Annotated in this window: 13 protein-coding genes; 8 read left to right on the top strand and 5 right to left on the bottom strand. The window is 74.3% G+C overall.

Features of this window, described 5'->3' with window-relative positions; translation table 11 throughout:
* Nucleotides 1-711: a pyridoxamine 5'-phosphate oxidase family protein gene (locus tag QK442_RS02390; RefSeq protein ID WP_282692081.1), complete on the bottom strand. Its 711-nt coding sequence runs from the start codon at nucleotides 709-711 to the stop codon at nucleotides 1-3.
* Nucleotides 712-758: 47 nt separating this feature from the next.
* Here QK442_RS02390 and QK442_RS02395 point away from each other — a divergent pair, with 47 nt between their 5' ends.
* Nucleotides 759-2,093 carry an aminotransferase class I/II-fold pyridoxal phosphate-dependent enzyme gene (locus tag QK442_RS02395; RefSeq protein ID WP_282692082.1) on the top strand — a complete coding sequence of 445 codons (1,335 nt, stop codon included), beginning with the start codon at nucleotides 759-761 and terminating at the stop codon, nucleotides 2,091-2,093.
* Nucleotides 2,094-2,118: 25 nt separating this feature from the next.
* Here QK442_RS02395 and QK442_RS02400 read toward each other — a convergent pair whose 3' ends face one another.
* Nucleotides 2,119-3,135 carry a DMT family transporter gene (locus QK442_RS02400; protein ID WP_282692083.1) on the bottom strand — a complete coding sequence of 339 codons (1,017 nt, stop codon included), beginning with the start codon at nucleotides 3,133-3,135 and terminating at the stop codon, nucleotides 2,119-2,121.
* Nucleotides 3,136-3,208: 73 nt separating this feature from the next.
* On the opposite strand from QK442_RS02400, the gene QK442_RS02405 reads away from it, so the two are divergent.
* Nucleotides 3,209-4,111, top strand: a complete 903-nt coding sequence (locus QK442_RS02405) for a LysR substrate-binding domain-containing protein (protein WP_282692084.1) — start codon at nucleotides 3,209-3,211, stop codon at nucleotides 4,109-4,111.
* A gap of 22 nt (nucleotides 4,112-4,133) precedes the next feature.
* On the opposite strand, the gene QK442_RS02410 is transcribed toward QK442_RS02405, so the two are convergent.
* A complete protein-coding gene (locus QK442_RS02410; protein ID WP_282692085.1) occupies nucleotides 4,134-4,601 on the bottom strand; it encodes a pyridoxamine 5'-phosphate oxidase family protein in 468 nt (155 codons plus the stop codon).
* 88 nt (nucleotides 4,602-4,689) lie between these two features.
* Between QK442_RS02410 and QK442_RS02415 the strand changes: the two genes are divergently transcribed.
* A complete protein-coding gene (locus tag QK442_RS02415; RefSeq protein WP_282692086.1) occupies nucleotides 4,690-5,382 on the top strand; it encodes a cysteine hydrolase in 693 nt (230 codons plus the stop codon).
* 35 nt (nucleotides 5,383-5,417) lie between these two features.
* Here QK442_RS02415 and QK442_RS02420 read toward each other — a convergent pair whose 3' ends face one another.
* Nucleotides 5,418-5,834: a Rieske (2Fe-2S) protein gene (locus QK442_RS02420; RefSeq protein ID WP_282692087.1), complete on the bottom strand. Its 417-nt coding sequence runs from the start codon at nucleotides 5,832-5,834 to the stop codon at nucleotides 5,418-5,420.
* 335 nt (nucleotides 5,835-6,169) lie between these two features.
* On the opposite strand from QK442_RS02420, the gene QK442_RS02425 reads away from it, so the two are divergent.
* The 5 genes from QK442_RS02425 to QK442_RS02445 are packed head-to-tail and all read left to right on the top strand — an operon-like array spanning nucleotide 6,170 to nucleotide 12,861.
* Nucleotides 6,170-8,389, top strand: coding sequence for a serine/threonine-protein kinase (locus QK442_RS02425; protein ID WP_282692088.1), 2,220 nt, complete (start codon nucleotides 6,170-6,172; stop codon nucleotides 8,387-8,389).
* A complete protein-coding gene (locus QK442_RS02430; protein WP_282692089.1) occupies nucleotides 8,386-9,672 on the top strand; it encodes a hypothetical protein in 1,287 nt (428 codons plus the stop codon). Before QK442_RS02425 ends, QK442_RS02430 begins: the two co-directional genes overlap by 4 nt.
* Complete coding sequence (locus tag QK442_RS02435) at nucleotides 9,669-11,519, top strand: AAA family ATPase (protein WP_282692090.1); 1,851 nt, start codon at nucleotides 9,669-9,671, stop codon at nucleotides 11,517-11,519. The genes QK442_RS02430 and QK442_RS02435 overlap by 4 nt, the downstream gene beginning before the upstream one ends.
* Nucleotides 11,516-12,175 carry a 4Fe-4S single cluster domain-containing protein gene (locus QK442_RS02440; RefSeq protein WP_282692091.1) on the top strand — a complete coding sequence of 220 codons (660 nt, stop codon included), beginning with the start codon at nucleotides 11,516-11,518 and terminating at the stop codon, nucleotides 12,173-12,175. Before QK442_RS02435 ends, QK442_RS02440 begins: the two co-directional genes overlap by 4 nt.
* Nucleotides 12,163-12,861, top strand: a complete 699-nt coding sequence (locus QK442_RS02445; protein ID WP_282692092.1) for an FHA domain-containing protein — start codon at nucleotides 12,163-12,165, stop codon at nucleotides 12,859-12,861. Before QK442_RS02440 ends, QK442_RS02445 begins: the two co-directional genes overlap by 13 nt.
* Before the next feature lie 7 nt (nucleotides 12,862-12,868).
* Here QK442_RS02445 and QK442_RS02450 read toward each other — a convergent pair whose 3' ends face one another.
* Nucleotides 12,869-14,380: a glycosyltransferase family 39 protein gene (locus QK442_RS02450; RefSeq protein ID WP_282692093.1), complete on the bottom strand. Its 1,512-nt coding sequence runs from the start codon at nucleotides 14,378-14,380 to the stop codon at nucleotides 12,869-12,871.
* Nucleotides 14,381-14,655: the final 275 nt, after the last annotated feature.

Below are 14,655 nucleotides of genomic sequence, written 5' to 3' on the forward strand. Positions count from 1 at the left end.
TCAGCGGGCGGTCAGGTAGTCGGGCAGGGCGATCTCCGGGGCGAGGTCCGCCGACGGGACGGGGGAGCCGGTGCGCGGGGCGACCGGGACCACGCCGGCCCAGTGCGGCAGGGCCAGGTCCCCGGCGTCGTCGTCGGGGCCGCCGGTGCGGACCTTGGCCGAGACCTCCTCCAGGTCGAGCCGGATCACGGCGGTGGCGGCCAGTTCCCTGGCGTTCGCGGGCCGGGAGTCGGCCGAGCGGCCCGGGACCACCTGGTCGACGAGGGCGTCGAGCGCGGTGCGCAGCTCCTCCGGGTCCGTGACCTGGTGGGCGGTGCCGTGGACGACGACCGAGCGGTAGTTGAGCGAGTGGTGGAAGGCGGAGCGGGCCAGGACGAGGCCGTCGACATGGGTGACCGTGAGGCAGACCGGCAGGCCGGGGGCCCCGGTGGCTCCTTCGGCGGGCTGCGCGCCGGCCATGCGGAGCGGGCGGGAGCCGGTGGAGCCGTGCACGTACAGCCGCTCGCCGACCCGGCCGTAGAGGGTGGGGAGCACGACGGGCGCGCCGTCCCGGACGAAGCCGAGGTGGCAGACGTACCCCTCGTCGAGGATCGCGTGGACGAGTGCCCTGTCGTACGAGGCGCGCTGCCGGGAACGGGTGGGCACGGTCCGGTCGGTGGGGGTGTAGCTCGTGGCGGTCGTCGTCGTGGTCGTCACGGTCGCGGAGGTCATGGTGCGTCCCCTTGCCCCTTGTTTTGTACTAGTGCATAATGTGGTTTGTGCTAGGAGAGTATCGGATCGAAGGTCGTCGCGCATCGGAGATCGCCGCCAGCGTGGAGCGGGGGGTGGGAGCGGGAGCGCTGGAGCCCGGCCAAGTCCTGCCACCACTGCGGGAGTTGGCCGCCGAACTGGGCGTGAACCCGAACACCGTCGCCGCCGCCTACCGCACCCTGCGCGAGCGCGGGGTCATCGAGACGGACGGGCGGCGCGGCAGCCGGGTGCGCCCGCGGCCCGCCACCACCGCGCGCGGATCGCTGCGCGTCGAGGCGCCGCCGGGCGTCCGGGACGTCAGCAGGGGCAACCCGGACCCCGCGCTGCTGCCGCCGCTCGACGAGGCCTTCGCCGCGGCGGCCCGGCGGTACGCCGCACGGCCCGGCCTCTACGGCGAGGCGCCCGTCGACCCCGACTTCGCGCGGCTCGCCCGCGCCGCCTTCGACGCCGACGGCGTCCCCGACGGGCCGGTGGGCGTGGCCTCCGGCTCGCTCGACGCCATCGAGCGGGTCCTCGCCGTCCGCCTCAGGCCCGGCGACGCCGTCGCCGTCGAGGACCCGGGCTGGGGCAGCCTCCTCGACCTCGTCCCCGCGCTCGGGCTCCGCCCCGTACCGGTCGCCGTCGACGACGACGGGCCGCTCGCCTCCGAGGTCGAACGGGCCGTGGAGCGCGACGGGGCCCGCGCGGTGATCGTCACCGACCGCGCCCAGAACCCCACCGGTGCCTGCGTCGGTCCGGCCCGCGCGGCGGAGCTGCGCCGGGTCCTCGCCGCCCGTCCCGGGGTGCTGCTCGTCGAGGACGACCACGGCCACGGCATCGTCTCCCAGCGGCTGCGGCCGCTCGCCGGGGTCACCGACCACTGGGTGATCGTCCGTTCGATCGCCAAGGCGTACGGGCCGGACCTGCGCATCGCCGCCTTCACCGGCGACCCCGAGACCGTCGACCGGGTCCTCGGCCGGCAGCGCCTCGGCCCCGGCTGGGTCAGCCGGCTCCTCCAGCAGGCCGTCGTCCACCTGTGGGCCACGGACGCGGTGGACCCCGAGACCGTCGCCGACGCGTACGGGGAGCGGCGTGACGCCCTCGTCCGGGCGCTGGCCCGGCGGGGCGTCGAGGCGCGCGGCCGCAGTGGCATGAACGTCTGGGTGCCGGTCGCCGACGAGACCGGCGCCGTCGCCCGCCTGCTCGCCGCGGGCTGGGCGGTCGCCCCCGGCGCCCGCTTCCGCATCGCCGCGGGCCCCGCCGTCCGGCTCACGGTCTCCGGCCTCTCGCGCGACGACATCGACTCCCTGGCCGACGCCGTCGCCGGGGCCGCGGGCCCGGCCCCGGCCCGCAGCTACGGCTGACCCCCGGCCCCGCGTTTCGTACGGATCAGGTGCGGGCCGGGGCCCGGCGGCGGGCTTCGGCGGGGGCCGCCGAGACGGGGACGGTGCGGGAAGGGGGCGGGGTCCGGCGGGAGGTGCGGGTCTGGGTGAGGGCCGCGCCGAGGAGGACGACCGCCGCGCCCACGGGGGTGTTCCAGGCCAGGTGCTCGCCGAGGAAGGCCACGCCCGCCGCCGTCGCGATGACCGGGATGAAGTACGTGACCATGGAGGCGGTGGTGGGGCCGACCTCGGCGACCACGCCGTACTGGAGGAGCATCGCGTAGCCGGTGCCCAGCGCGCCGAGGGCGACCACCGCGAGCAGCGGGAGGAGCTCGACCGACTCCGGCAGGGTGGTGAAGAGCGGGGTGACCAGGGCCAGTTGCAGGGTGGCCAGACCGACCTGGCCGGTCGCCAGGGAGAGGTGGGAGGAGCCGGTGGCGCTCAGGGTGCGGCGGACGTAGATCCAGCCGACCGCGTAGCTGAACGAGGCCAGCAGCGCCAGCGCCGTACCCGTCACGTCCAGGCCGGAGAAGCCCTGCCACGCGCCGAGGACCGTCAGGACGCCGACGAAGCCGATGCCCAGGCCCGCCGCCCGGACCCGCGTGGGCCGGTCCTCGGAGAGCGCCACCAGCGAGAGGACCATGCCCCACAGCGGTGTCGTCGCGTTGCAGATCCCCGCCAGCGTCGACGGGATCGTCAGCTCCGCGTACGCGAAGAGCGAGAACGGCAGCGCGTTGAGCAGGAACGCCGCCACCGCCAGGTGGCCCCACACCCGCGCCCCGCGCGGCAGCCGGTCCCGCCTCACCAGGAGCGCCGCGGCCAGCACCGCCGTGCCGAACAGCAGCCGGCCCAGCGTCACCTGGAAGGGGGCGAAGCCCTCCGTGCCGACCTTGATGAGCAGGAAGCTGAAGCCCCAGATCAGGGCCAGCACGCCGAAGCGGACCCGCCAGTCGAGGCGACGGGCGGAGGGGGAGGGTGAGGGGACGGGGGACGGCGAGGGGACGGAGGCGGCTGCGTGGCTCATGTACTCAGGGTGACGACCCCGACGTCGTAGGACAAGCGAGATTCCGTCGACCCTTTCCTTTAGTATCACTTACATGTTGAACCTGGAGCGCCTCCGCACCCTCGACGCCGTCGCCCGGCACGGCTCCGTCAGCGGCGCCGCGGACGGCCTGCATGTGACGACCTCCGCCGTCTCTCAGCAGCTGTCCAAGCTGGAGCGCGAGGTGGGTCAGCAGCTCCTCGCCAAGAACGGGCGCGGGGTGCGGCTCACCGACGCCGGGCTGCTGCTCGCCGAGCACGCCGCCCGGATCCTCTCCCACGTCCAGCTCGCCCAGGCCGACATCGAGGCCCGGCGCGGCCAGGTCGTCGGCGAGGTCCGGCTCGTCGGCTTCCCGACCGCCGCGCGCGGCCTCTTCCCCGCCGCCCTCGCCTCGCTGCGTACCCGACACCCCGAACTACGGGTCCGCACCGCCGAGTTCGAGCCCGAGCAGGGGGTGCGGGCGGTGTTGCGCGGTGACGCCGACCTCGCGATCGTCCTGGACTGGAGCAACCGCAGGGCGCCGGTCCCAGGCGAGCTGGAGCGGGCCCATCTGCTCGACGACTCCGCGGACGTCGCCCTGCCGGTCGGGCACCGGCTCGCCGGGCGGGACGCGGTGGACCTGGAGGACTTCGCGGACGAGGACTGGGTGTCCTGGCCCGAGGGCGAGTTCTGCCACGACTGGCTGATGTTCACCCTCCGCTCCCAGGGCATCGAGCCGCACATCGCCCACTTCGCAGGGGAGCACCACACCCAGCTCGCGCTCGTCGCCGCCGGGCTCGGCGTGTGCGTCACGCCCCGGCTCGGCCAGCCGCACCCCGAGGGGGTCGTCTGCGTCCCCGTACGGCAGCAGATGCGCCGCCACATCTACGCCACCTGGCGCACCGACGCCGGCCGCCGGCCGTCCCTGCGCGCCGTCGTCGAGGCGCTGAGGGAGGCGGGACGGCCGCACACCGGCTGACCGGCCGCACGCGATCGGCCCCCTATAGTGCGCCCAGCTTGCGGAAGTCCCAGGAGGCGACCGCGTCCGGGGTCAGTCGGAGCCAGGCGTGCCGGCCGTCGTGCGGCATGGTGTCCAGGCCGAAGTTCTTCGCGGCGAAGAGGCGTTCCACGGCGTCGAGTTCGGGGCACGGCTCGCCCGTGCGCGGCGCCTCGCCGACGAAGACGGCCGTCCCCGACAGCTCGACCCCGCGCAGCTCCCCGTACTCCTCCCCGTCGTCCACCAGGACGGAGATCCGCGGATCGGCGCGCAGCTCGGCCCAACGGCGGCTGCGCGTCAGCGAGTAGAGCCAGAGCGAGGTACCGTCCCAGGCGAACCAGAGCGCGCTCACATGGGGACGGCCGTCGGCGGAGACGGTCGCCACCCGGCAGGTGCGCTGTTCGGCGAGGAAGGAGTCCAGCTCCTCCGGGGTCATCATGATCCGGCGTCCACGGCGCTGCGCGACGGTCATCGTCCGCACCCTTCTGGATTTCTGATGAGACGTCAGAAATCATGGGCGCGCGACCACGCCGGTGCAAGGGTACGCGCGAGGGGGAGAGATGGGCGGAACGGAAGCGACGGACCGGGGGAGAGCGGTGTCCCGCAAGGAGGAGCTCGACGAGCTGCTACGCCCGGACGGCACCGTCCTGCTCACCGTCGAGTGTCAGGAGGGGGTCGTCGGCGCGGACAGCGCCCTGCCCGAACTCGCCGCCGTCGCCCGGAAGTCGGGTGCCCTGACCAACGTGGCCCGGCTGGTCGACGCCGCCCACGGCGCAGGCGTCCAGGTGATCCACGCCGTCGCCGAGCGGCGCCCCGACGGGCGCGGCTCCAACGGCAACGCCCGGCTGTTCCGGGCCGCCGCACGGCTCCCCGTGCAACAGCACAGCGGCTCCACGGCGGTACGCGTCGCGGCGCCCATCCGGGTGGCGGACGAGGACCTGGTGGTACGGCGGCTGCACGGCCTGTCCCCGCTGGCCGGAACGGACGTGGACGCCCTGCTGCGCAACCTCGGCTGCCGGACCCTCGTCGTCACCGGCGTGTCCGCCAATGTGGCCGTGCCCAACGCCGTCTTCGACGCGGTGAACCTCGGCTACACGGTCGTCGTGCCCCGGGACGCCATCGCGGGGGTGCCGGCCGACTACACCCCCGCGATGATCCGCAACACCCTCGCCCTCGTCGCCACCCTCGCGACCACCGACGACCTGCTCGCCGCCTGGAGGGCGCCGAGACGTTCCGCCGCCGGCCGGGGCTAGGCGTACGTCCGGCCGGGGATCTTCTCCGGGCCGGGTCAGCCGAAGGAGATCTCCTCGCCCTTCACCTCGATCGGCTCCGGCGGCAGTGAGGACGTCGCCGGGCCCGACTTCACGCTGCCGTCCGACATGTCGAACTTGCTCTGGTGGCACGGGCAGACGATGAGGCCGTTCTCGACCGCTCCCACCGCGCAGCCCGCGTGCGTGCACTTCGAGGAGAACGCCTTGAACTCCCCGGCCTTCGGCTGGGTGATGACGATCCCCTTGTCCGCGAGGACCTTGCCGCCGCCCACCGGGATGTCCCCGGTCTTCGCGAGCGGGCCCTGCGGCGCGCCGTCCACGCCTCCCGTGCCGGTGCCGCCCTCCGTGTCCGCGCCTCCGCAGGCGGCCAGTGCCGCCGAGGCGAGTCCCGCCCCGCCGGCCGCCACCACGGTCCGCCGTGCCACTCCGCTCATGCCTTGCCCCTTCTCCGTCCGCACGCACTGCCGTGCTTCGGGAGTGACGGTAGACGCAGTGGCTGTGACGTACGCCCTGTTCGCCGCAGACTCCTCCTGCCGCTCTACGGTCCGCACCGGGAACACCGTCCTCGACGGGATCACCGGTACGCCGTGAGGCCGGAGTTCACGCTTCCGGGCGACGATCTCTTTGTTTCCCCCGACGGCACCTGCGGGCAAGACCCGGGCGGATAAAATTCCGGGGCGGGGGTGACGGTGTGGACGAGTGGGCTGTGTCGGCTGAGGTGACGCGCCGTGATGGGGCCGGTTCCGGTGACGGCGGGCGCGACGTCGCCGTGACGCGTCGCGACGACGGCGGCGACGCCCCGACGCTGCTGCGATTACCGTCGGCGCTCGTCGAACGGTTCGTGGCGGTCCGCGAGTTACCCCACCAGGGGCGCGAGGCGGATGTGCTGCTGGTCCGCGACGCGGAGGGCGACGAGTTCGTCGCGAAGGTGTACCGCAGCGGCGTCCGGGTCGCGCCCGGCGTCTGGGAGCGGCTGCGGGGACTGGACACCGGCCATGTGGCGCGGCTGATCGAGACGGGCTTCTCGGACGGGCGCGACTACGAGGTGTCCGAATACCTGCCCCGGGGGTCCCTCGAGGGTCTGACCGGGGCCGGGACGGCGGTGCCGCCGGCCGTCCTGACCAGTGTCGTCTCCCAGCTGACGGAGGCGGTGGCCCAGCTGCACGGCGCGGGGATCGTGCACGGCGACCTGAAACCGTCGAACGTGCTCCTGCGCCGCAGGGAACCGCTGGAATTGGCTCTGGCGGACTTCGGGGTGAGCAAATCACTGGACGCGACCTCCCGGTTCACCCGGCGGGTGTTCGGGACGCTGGCCTACTCGGCCCCGGAGTACGTGTTCGGCGCGGAGGTGTCCGGTTCGCAGGACTGGTGGTCCGTGGGGGTGATCGTCCGCCAACTGGCCACCGGCCGCGCGCCGTTCGACGGCCTGTCGGAGCAGGCCGTCCGGCACCATCTGGCGACCCGGCCGGTCGACCTGTCGGACGTGCCGGACGAACGGGTGCGGCTGCTGTGCGCCGGGCTCCTGGTCAGGGACCCCGAGCGCCGGTGGGGCGCCGCCGAGGTGCGCGGCTGGCTCCGGGGCGACACCCCGGAGGTCCCCGAGGACCGGCCGTTCCCCGGCGCCGTGCCGCCGGGCGCCGCCGGGCGCAGGCCGCTGGAGTTCAACGGCGTGAGGCACACGGAGAAGGCGGCACTGGCCCGGGCCCTGGCTGCGGACTGGGAGACCGCCGCGCGCCGGTTCTTCGCCCTCATGGGGGACCCGGAGGACCCCGGGCAGGGCTGGCGCCAACTGCGGGGCTGGCTGGCCCAGTTCGAGGACCCCGAGCACGACCGCCTCGAAGAGCTCGCGGACCTGGTCGACGTCCACCTGCCGGGAGGCGACGCGCCGGACGTGAAGATGCTGCGGCTGCTGCACTGGCTCGACCCGACGATGCCGCCCGTCTACCGCGGCGGGCGGATGCTTCCCGAGGACCTGCTCTCCCTCGCCGAGCGGGCCTCGGCCACCCGGGACGACGACGGACGCCGGGCCGCCCGCGCACTCGTCGACGAGCTGTACACCCACGATCTGCTCGCCACCCTCGCGGCCTTCGGCGCGGGCGCCGACCGGCTCGCCGGCGTGGACCAGCGCTGGCGCGACCTGAACGCCCGGTGGGACGGACTGCGGCGGTCGGCCGCGCTGCCCCCCAGGATCCGGGAGGAGCTCGGGGCCGCCGACATCCGGGTGGAGGCGCTGGCCATCGCGGTGGCGCCGGAATGGGCCCGGGCGCTGCGGCAGCGGGTCGAGTCCTCCGCGGCCTCCGTCCGGGGCGGGACCGGCTGGTTCGACGCCCTGCTGGCCGACGGCGGGGACCCCGTCCGGCACCTGGCGGCCGCGCGCGTCCTGCCGACCGCCGCCGCCGAGGCCCGCCGCCTGGAGGAGCTGCGCCGCGCCCACCGGGCCGCGGAGGCGGTCCACCGGCGCGAGTGGACCGAGGCGGAGGAACGCAGACGCTCCGGCTCCCGGGAGGCCGTCCTGCGCGCCCTCGGCGGCGTGGCCCTGCTGGCCGTCCTGCCGTTCGGCGTCCCCCTGGTCCTGGGAGCCCTGATCGGCGACGAGGAGTTCCTCCCGCGGTTCGTCCCCGCCGCCACCGTGACCTTCGGGATTCCGCTCGTCTGCGAGCTGCTCCTGGCGGCGAGGCTCGGAGAGGCCTACCACCCGCGGTGGTCCCTGCAGTCCCGCCTCGCCGGCCTGCGCCGCCGGCTGCCCGGCCGGCAGGGGGCACTGGCGGTACAGCTGCGGTCCATGCGGAAGAGGACGATCGCCTGCGGCGGGGGCTGCCTGCTCTACCTGGCCCTCGCCACCGTGACCTGGCTGATCGTCACCCTGCGGGTCTGGTCGCCGATCCCCCTCCTGGTCGCGGCGGGGTACGGGACGTGGTCGTGGGTGCGGTACCGGGACTGGCGCGCGGCGCACCAGTCGCAGCGGACACAGATGCTGGGGGAGAGATGAGCGGGCCCAAATGCGCGACGTACCAGTGCGATCCGTCCCTCACCGCCGCCGAGTTGCGCGCGGCCGCGCGGGACGCCGCGGTGCGCGAGGCCACCCGGCGCCGTGCGGAGGCCGCCCGCGAGGCGGCCCTCCTGGCCGCGGCCGCCCGGGACGCGGCCGTACGCGGCGTGAAGACCCGCAACGCGCGGATCGCGGCGCTCGCCCGCTTCCGGGCGGAGCTCGCGGAGCGGTACGGCGACGCCGTCACCGTACGGCCGCCCGCACCGCTCCACCTCGACACGCAGCCCACGTCCGGCCTTGAGGCCTGGTGCGCCGAGACCGACCGCGCGCTGGACGCCGCGGAGCGGGAACTGCGGGAACAGGCCGCCCGGGCCGTCGCGGCGGACCTGTTCAAGGACGTGACCGGAGAGCGCGCCGAACGCCCGGCCGACGCCGCCGAGTCGTTCGCGGACCGCCCGGAATCCGATGGTGCCGTCGGAGCCGGGCACGAGGACGCGGAGGACGTCGAACGGACCCTGACCCGCGTCCTGTCGCGGCTCCTCCCGGACTGCGACGACGCCCACCGGGCGGAGGCCCACGCGGCGGCGGCGCGGATGGCCGGGGCGGCCACCCCCGGCGAGGCGCGCACCTGGCTGACCGAGACGCGGCTCCGGGTCCAGCGCGCCAACGCGGCCGCGGAGACCCGGCGGAGCGAGGCCGACGAGGCGGTCCGCCTCCTCCACGACCTCGACGCCCCGGGAGACGCCGGGAACGAGGCGGAGACGGACGCGGTACGGGCCCTGCTCGCGGAGGTCGTGGCAGGCCGCCGCGCCCTCGACGCGCCGCTGCGCCGACGGGCGGCCGACCGCCGGGCCGCGGCCGAGGCGGAGGCGGAACGGCAGTACGTGGTCACCACGGTGACCGACGCCCTCACCGACCTCGGCTACCAGGTCAGCCAGGGGTTCGAGACGCTCACCGTCACCGACGGCGCCCTGCGCCTGTCCCGGAGCGAATGGCCCGACCACGCCGTCAACCTGGTCGTCGACCAGCAGGGCGGCCAGCTCCGTACCGCCGTGGTGCGCACCGCCGCGGGCCGCGGCGACGACGACGCCCACCTGGACGCCGAACGCGAGGAGCAGTGGTGCGAGGACTTCCGCGACCTGCGGGGCCACCTCGCGCAGGCGGGGCTGACCACGGACCTCCAGGTCGCGATCCCGCCCGGACAGGTTCCCGTACCCCTGGCCGTCCCCCCGGCCGCGTCGGGCACGCGGGCCCGGCCCCGGCACCGGGAGCGCGACCGATGACCCCTCCGTTCGTCCGGGAGTTCGAGGCGACCCTGCCCGTCCACTCCCAGTTCGTGCTGTGGGGGAACCGCCACGACAGCTTCCTCGTCCGGGAGCCCGGCGGCGCACGGCCCCGTCTGCTGTCCCTGCCCGACCTGCTCTGGGAGACGCTCCGCCGCAACGGATACGCGTGCCTGCTCGTCCACGACCCCGTGGACGGCCTCCGGGCGCACCTGCCCGCCGGCGCCACGGCCGAGGACGCCGACCGGGCCGAGGACGCCGTGTCCCGGCTGTTCACCCGGGCCCCGCGACCGGGCACCCTCCCGTCCCTGGAGGCCCTGCGGACGCTGATGGCCGAGCTGGCCCGCCCCGCGCAGCCGATCCGGGCGGCGCTCGCGATCGACGACGCCTCCCGCATCGCGCGCGGCGCCACCGAGATGGAACCGAACGAGCGGGACTTCTTCAGGTTCTGCGCCGGGCTCTCCCGGCTCGCCGCCCCGGTGGGGGCGCGGACCGGCCGTACGACCCCGCTGTACAACCCGGTGATCTGGCTGGCGGACCGCGAGGGCGATCTGCCGGCCTGGCTCACCTCGGCCAACGACCAGGTCCGGTCCATCGGCCTTCCGCTGCCGGACCTCGGCGACCGGCAGGCCACCGCGCGCCTGCTGATGAAGCTCTTCGGCGTCACGGACCTCGACGCGGACCCGGGGGCGGCCGAGGCGTGCGAAGCCTTCGCGGCCCAGACGGACGGCCTCACCCTCCAGGCGATGATCGAGGTCACCCGGCTGGCCCGGGACCACGGCCTGACCCTGACCGGACTCCCGGACGCGATCCGCGTCTACAAGCTCGGCGTCATGGACAACCCCTGGAAACGGGAGTACCTCCGCAAGCGGATCACGGACGGCCAGCAGTCGATCCCGCGCCGCGTCGTCGGACAGCCGCAGGCCGTCACCAAGACCCTCGACATCCTGAAGCGGGCGGCACTCGGACTGTCCGGCGCACAGCAGGCCAGCTCCTCGGCCCGGCCGCGCGGCGTGCTCTTCTTCGCCGGCCCCACGGGCGTCGGCAAGACGGAACTGGCCAAGGCCGTCTCCTCGTTGATCTTCGCGGACGAGTCCGCCTATCTGCGGTTCGACATGAGCGAGTTCTCCTCGGAGCACGCCGGGGACCGGCTGATCGGGGCGCCCCCGGGGTACGTCGGCTTCGAGGCGGGCGGCGAACTGACCAACGCGGTGCGGCAGCAGCCCTTCCGGGTGATCCTCTTCGACGAGATCGAGAAGGCGCACCCGCGGATCCTGGACAAGTTCCTGCAGATCCTGGAGGACGGCCGGCTGACGGACGGGCGCGGCGCGACGGCGCACTTCTCCGAGTCCGTCCTCGTGTTCACCTCCAACCTCGGCATGAACGTGACGGACGACAGCGGGCGGCTCGTGCCGCACGTCCATCCCGGCATGCCGTACGAGGAACTCGAAGGCCGCGTGAAGGCGGCGATCAGCGACCACTTCACCCGCGTCCTCGGCCGACCCGAGCTGCTCAACCGCTTCGGCGACAACATCGTGGTGTTCGACTTCATCGACGACGAGGCGGCCACCCGCATCTTCGGCCTCCAGCTCGACAACATCGTCTCCAGGGTCCGCGAGGAGCAGGGCATCGTCCTGGAGGTGACCCCCGAGGCCCGGGAGGCGCTGCGCACGGCCTGCGCCGACCACCCGCGGATGGGCGGCCGGGGCATCGGCATGGCCCTGGAGTCGCAGTTCCTCAACCCCCTCGCCCGCGCCCTGTTCGACCGCGACCCGGCGGCGGGGGCGCACGTCCGGGTGACCGGCCTGCGGCGCGAGGGCGACATCGTCTCCCTGGAGCTGGCATGACGTCCCCCGTCCCGTTGATGCTGAACAAGGCGCACTACCCGGTGACGTCGCTGGGACCCGGCACCCGGGCGGGCATCTGGACGCAGGGCTGCACGATCGGCTGTGCCGGGTGCGTCTCCCAGGACACCTGGGAGGCCGACCCCGGCACGTCCGTGGACGTCGCGGCGGTCCGGGCCTGGCTCGCCGGGCTGCCCGAACCGCTCGACGGGATCACGGTCTCCGGCGGCGAGCCGTTCCAGCAGCCGGAAGCGCTCGCCGCGCTCCTGGAGTGGGTCCGCGCCTGGAACCGCGAGCGGCCCGTGCCCCTGGACGTGCTCGTCTACAGCGGGTACTCCCTCACACGGCTGAGGAAGGAGCACCCCTCGCTCCTCGGCCTGTGCGACGCGGTGCTCACAGGGCCGTACGTCGAACGCCTCAACAGCCCCGGCCTGCGCTGGAAGGGGTCGAGCAACCAGCGGCTGACCGCGCTGACCGACCTCGGACGCGAGCGCTACGAGGGAACGGACCCCGGGGACGCGCCGCCGCCCATGCAGGTCGCGGTGGACGACGGCCGCGTCTGGTTCATCGGTGTGCCGCGCCGGGGCGACATGGACCGCCTGAGCGCCCGGCTCCGGTCGGCCGGCATCACCGTGGAAGGGGCGTCGTGGCGCAGCTGACCTGTCCGGCCTGCGGTCTGGAGGCGGAGGGGGACGATCTCGTGTGCCGGGGATGCTCCGGCAACCTCAGCCGGCCCGTCGTCGCACGGTACGCGGCGGGCGACGGGGGCGAGGACGGCGGCGGCGAGGGCGGCGCGGCCGAGGAGGAGTCCCCGGTCTGCCCGCACTGCGGGGCCCCGGTGCCGGTGCCGACCAATCGGATCTGCGTGGTCTGCCAGCGGATGCTGGGGGAGACCGGCCCGTCCCGCGCCTCCGGCCCCGGCGAGCGGGCCGTGGACCCGTACACGACCCGCCGCGACCTTCCCGCCACCGTCCTGCGGATCCGGTTCGGCACGGTGGAGCGCACCGTGACGCCGGGCGGCACCCTGCTCCTCGGCCGCGCTCCGGCCGCCCGTACGACGCGCGACCTGCTGGAGCGTCACGACAACGTCTCCCGCAGGCACGCCACCGTCGGCCTGGAACCGGACGGCTCCGCGTGGGTGCGGGACGAGCACTCCACCAACGGCACCTTCGTGAACAGCACCTCGGTCACCCCCGGGGCGCGGACGCGCCTCCGGGACGGTGACGTGCTGCGGCTGGCCGCGGACTGCACGCTCGGGATCTCCGTGGATCAGCCCGATCAGCCCGATCAGCCCGATCAGCCGGATCAGTCCGAGCGGCCCGGGGGAGCGGATTCGCGCCCCTGAGACCGGTTCACTCGCACCCCTTGGCGCTGTTCGCCGTGATCGCCTCGGCCGTGTACGGGCACTGGAAGCCGATCCAGCGCAGCTCCTCCCACAGCTGGGGCCAGGGCTTCAGCGGGCCGCGGCACACCATGAACTCCTGGCCGTCGTCGGAGACGGGCAGGTCGCTCTCGTAGGCGCCCCGCTTCTCGCACGAGGTGAAGAGCCTGCCGAAGTGCTCCGGGTCGACGCCGATGGTGATCACGGTGGTCTTGTCCTCGCCGGGCACGCCGAAGTCGGCGTACGAGTTGTGCCCGCTGTACGCCTTCGGCAGCCCGTACTCCGGCCCCCACCTGTCGATCGCGCCGGCCTGGCCGTAGTGGTTGCCGTAGACGACGGTACGTGCCTGCTCGTCCGGCGGCAGCGAGCGGTGGACGGCGCTCACCTGCCGGGTCAGCTCGGGCCAGCCGGCCTGGTCGAACTGGACGATGGCCATCTCGCTGAGGACGGGGTTGGTCGCGTACACGTGGATCGGGAGCGTCGGCAGCAGCAGGACCGCGCAGCTCGCCGCGTTGAGCCCGGTCAGGCCGCCGATCACACCGAGCCGGACGGTGCTGCGGGCCCACCGGTCGACGACCACGGCCCCGGCGGCGAGCAGGACGTACTGCAACGAGGTCGTGTAGGCGCCCTGCCCGCCGATGGCCAGCAGGACGACCACCATCAGGAGGTACGCCCAGCCGACGAACCGGTAGGCGCGCCATTCGGGGCGGCGCAGCAGCGCGACGAGCCCGGCGATCCACACCGGGCTCAGGAAGAGGCCGATGAGGAGGAGCTGCATCGGGAGGAAGGTGCTGCGGGCCAGGCCCTCCAGGGCCTTGGACAGCGCGGCGCTCATCTCCAGCTGCGGCATGCCGTGGGTGATCTGCCAGAGCAGCACCGGCGAGGAGACGACCACGGCCACGCCGACCGCGGCCGGGAAGCGCCAGGTGCGGAACACCTGCCGCGGCCCGGACAGCAGCAGGCCGGCCCCGAGGCAGAGCAGCAGGAGGACCAGCAGGTACTTCGCGGTCAGGCCGACCCCGACCACCACGCCGACCGCCCACCACAGGCGGGTGTCGCGGGTGCGCGCCATCCGGATCAGCAGCCAGGACACCGTGAGCCAGGACAGCTCGTCCCAGTTGTTCGTGCCCATGATGTGGCCGGTGTACATGACCAGGCCCGAGGCGAACGCCATGAGCGCCGCGAGGATCTGCGCCCGGGAACCGCCGCCGAGCTCGCGGGCGATCAGCGGGGCGAGCAGCACGGCGAGGGAGGCGAGCAGCGCCGGCACCACGCGGAAGCCGAAGAGGGTGTCCCCGAACACCGCCGTCTCGACCCTGGCGACCAGGGCGACGAGCGGCGGCTGGTCGATGTAGCCCCACGCGAGGTGGTGGCTCGCCGCCCGGGTGTAGAGCTCGTCCACGTGGTAGCCGTGCCGGGTGGCCAGCGCCAGCAGGCACACCGTCATCGAGGCGGCGATCAGCGACACCGGCCGCCAGGGCACGGGGGCCGGTCTCTCCGGGGACGGGGTTGCCTCTGGTACGGGGGAAGCGGTCGCTTGTGCCAAAGTCATCGGGACTCCGTTCCGTTCCGTCATGGCCGGCCGCCGTGCCGGAGGCCGGACACGACTCAGCCGCCCACTATCGGGGCGCGCCACCGTGTCCTCAACGAACTTGAGCCGTGCCGACAGTACGCAGGCCGTGGCCCGCGCCCGGTGGCGTGACGCGGCTGGCCTCGGAGTTTCGTCCACGGGGCAACTTCATGGCAGGGCCCGGCCCG

It is taken from the genome of Streptomyces sp. CC208A (assembly GCF_030010625.1).
Taxonomy (GTDB): domain Bacteria; phylum Actinomycetota; class Actinomycetes; order Streptomycetales; family Streptomycetaceae; genus Streptomyces.

Coding starts and splice junctions, on each gene's coding strand:
- QK442_RS02420 (WP_282692087.1), bottom strand. CDS start 5,834: ATGAGCGGAGTGGCACGGCGGACCGTGGTGGCGGCCGGCGGGGCGGGA.
- QK442_RS02430 (WP_282692089.1), top strand. CDS start 8,386: ATGAGCGGGCCCAAATGCGCGACGTACCAGTGCGATCCGTCCCTCACC.
- QK442_RS02440 (WP_282692091.1), top strand. CDS start 11,516: ATGACGTCCCCCGTCCCGTTGATGCTGAACAAGGCGCACTACCCGGTG.
- QK442_RS02390 (WP_282692081.1), bottom strand. CDS start 711: ATGACCTCCGCGACCGTGACGACCACGACGACGACCGCCACGAGCTAC.
- QK442_RS02405 (WP_282692084.1), top strand. CDS start 3,209: ATGTTGAACCTGGAGCGCCTCCGCACCCTCGACGCCGTCGCCCGGCAC.
- QK442_RS02400 (WP_282692083.1), bottom strand. CDS start 3,135: ATGAGCCACGCAGCCGCCTCCGTCCCCTCGCCGTCCCCCGTCCCCTCA.
- QK442_RS02410 (WP_282692085.1), bottom strand. CDS start 4,601: ATGACCGTCGCGCAGCGCCGTGGACGCCGGATCATGATGACCCCGGAG.
- QK442_RS02415 (WP_282692086.1), top strand. CDS start 4,690: ATGGGCGGAACGGAAGCGACGGACCGGGGGAGAGCGGTGTCCCGCAAG.
- QK442_RS02435 (WP_282692090.1), top strand. CDS start 9,669: ATGACCCCTCCGTTCGTCCGGGAGTTCGAGGCGACCCTGCCCGTCCAC.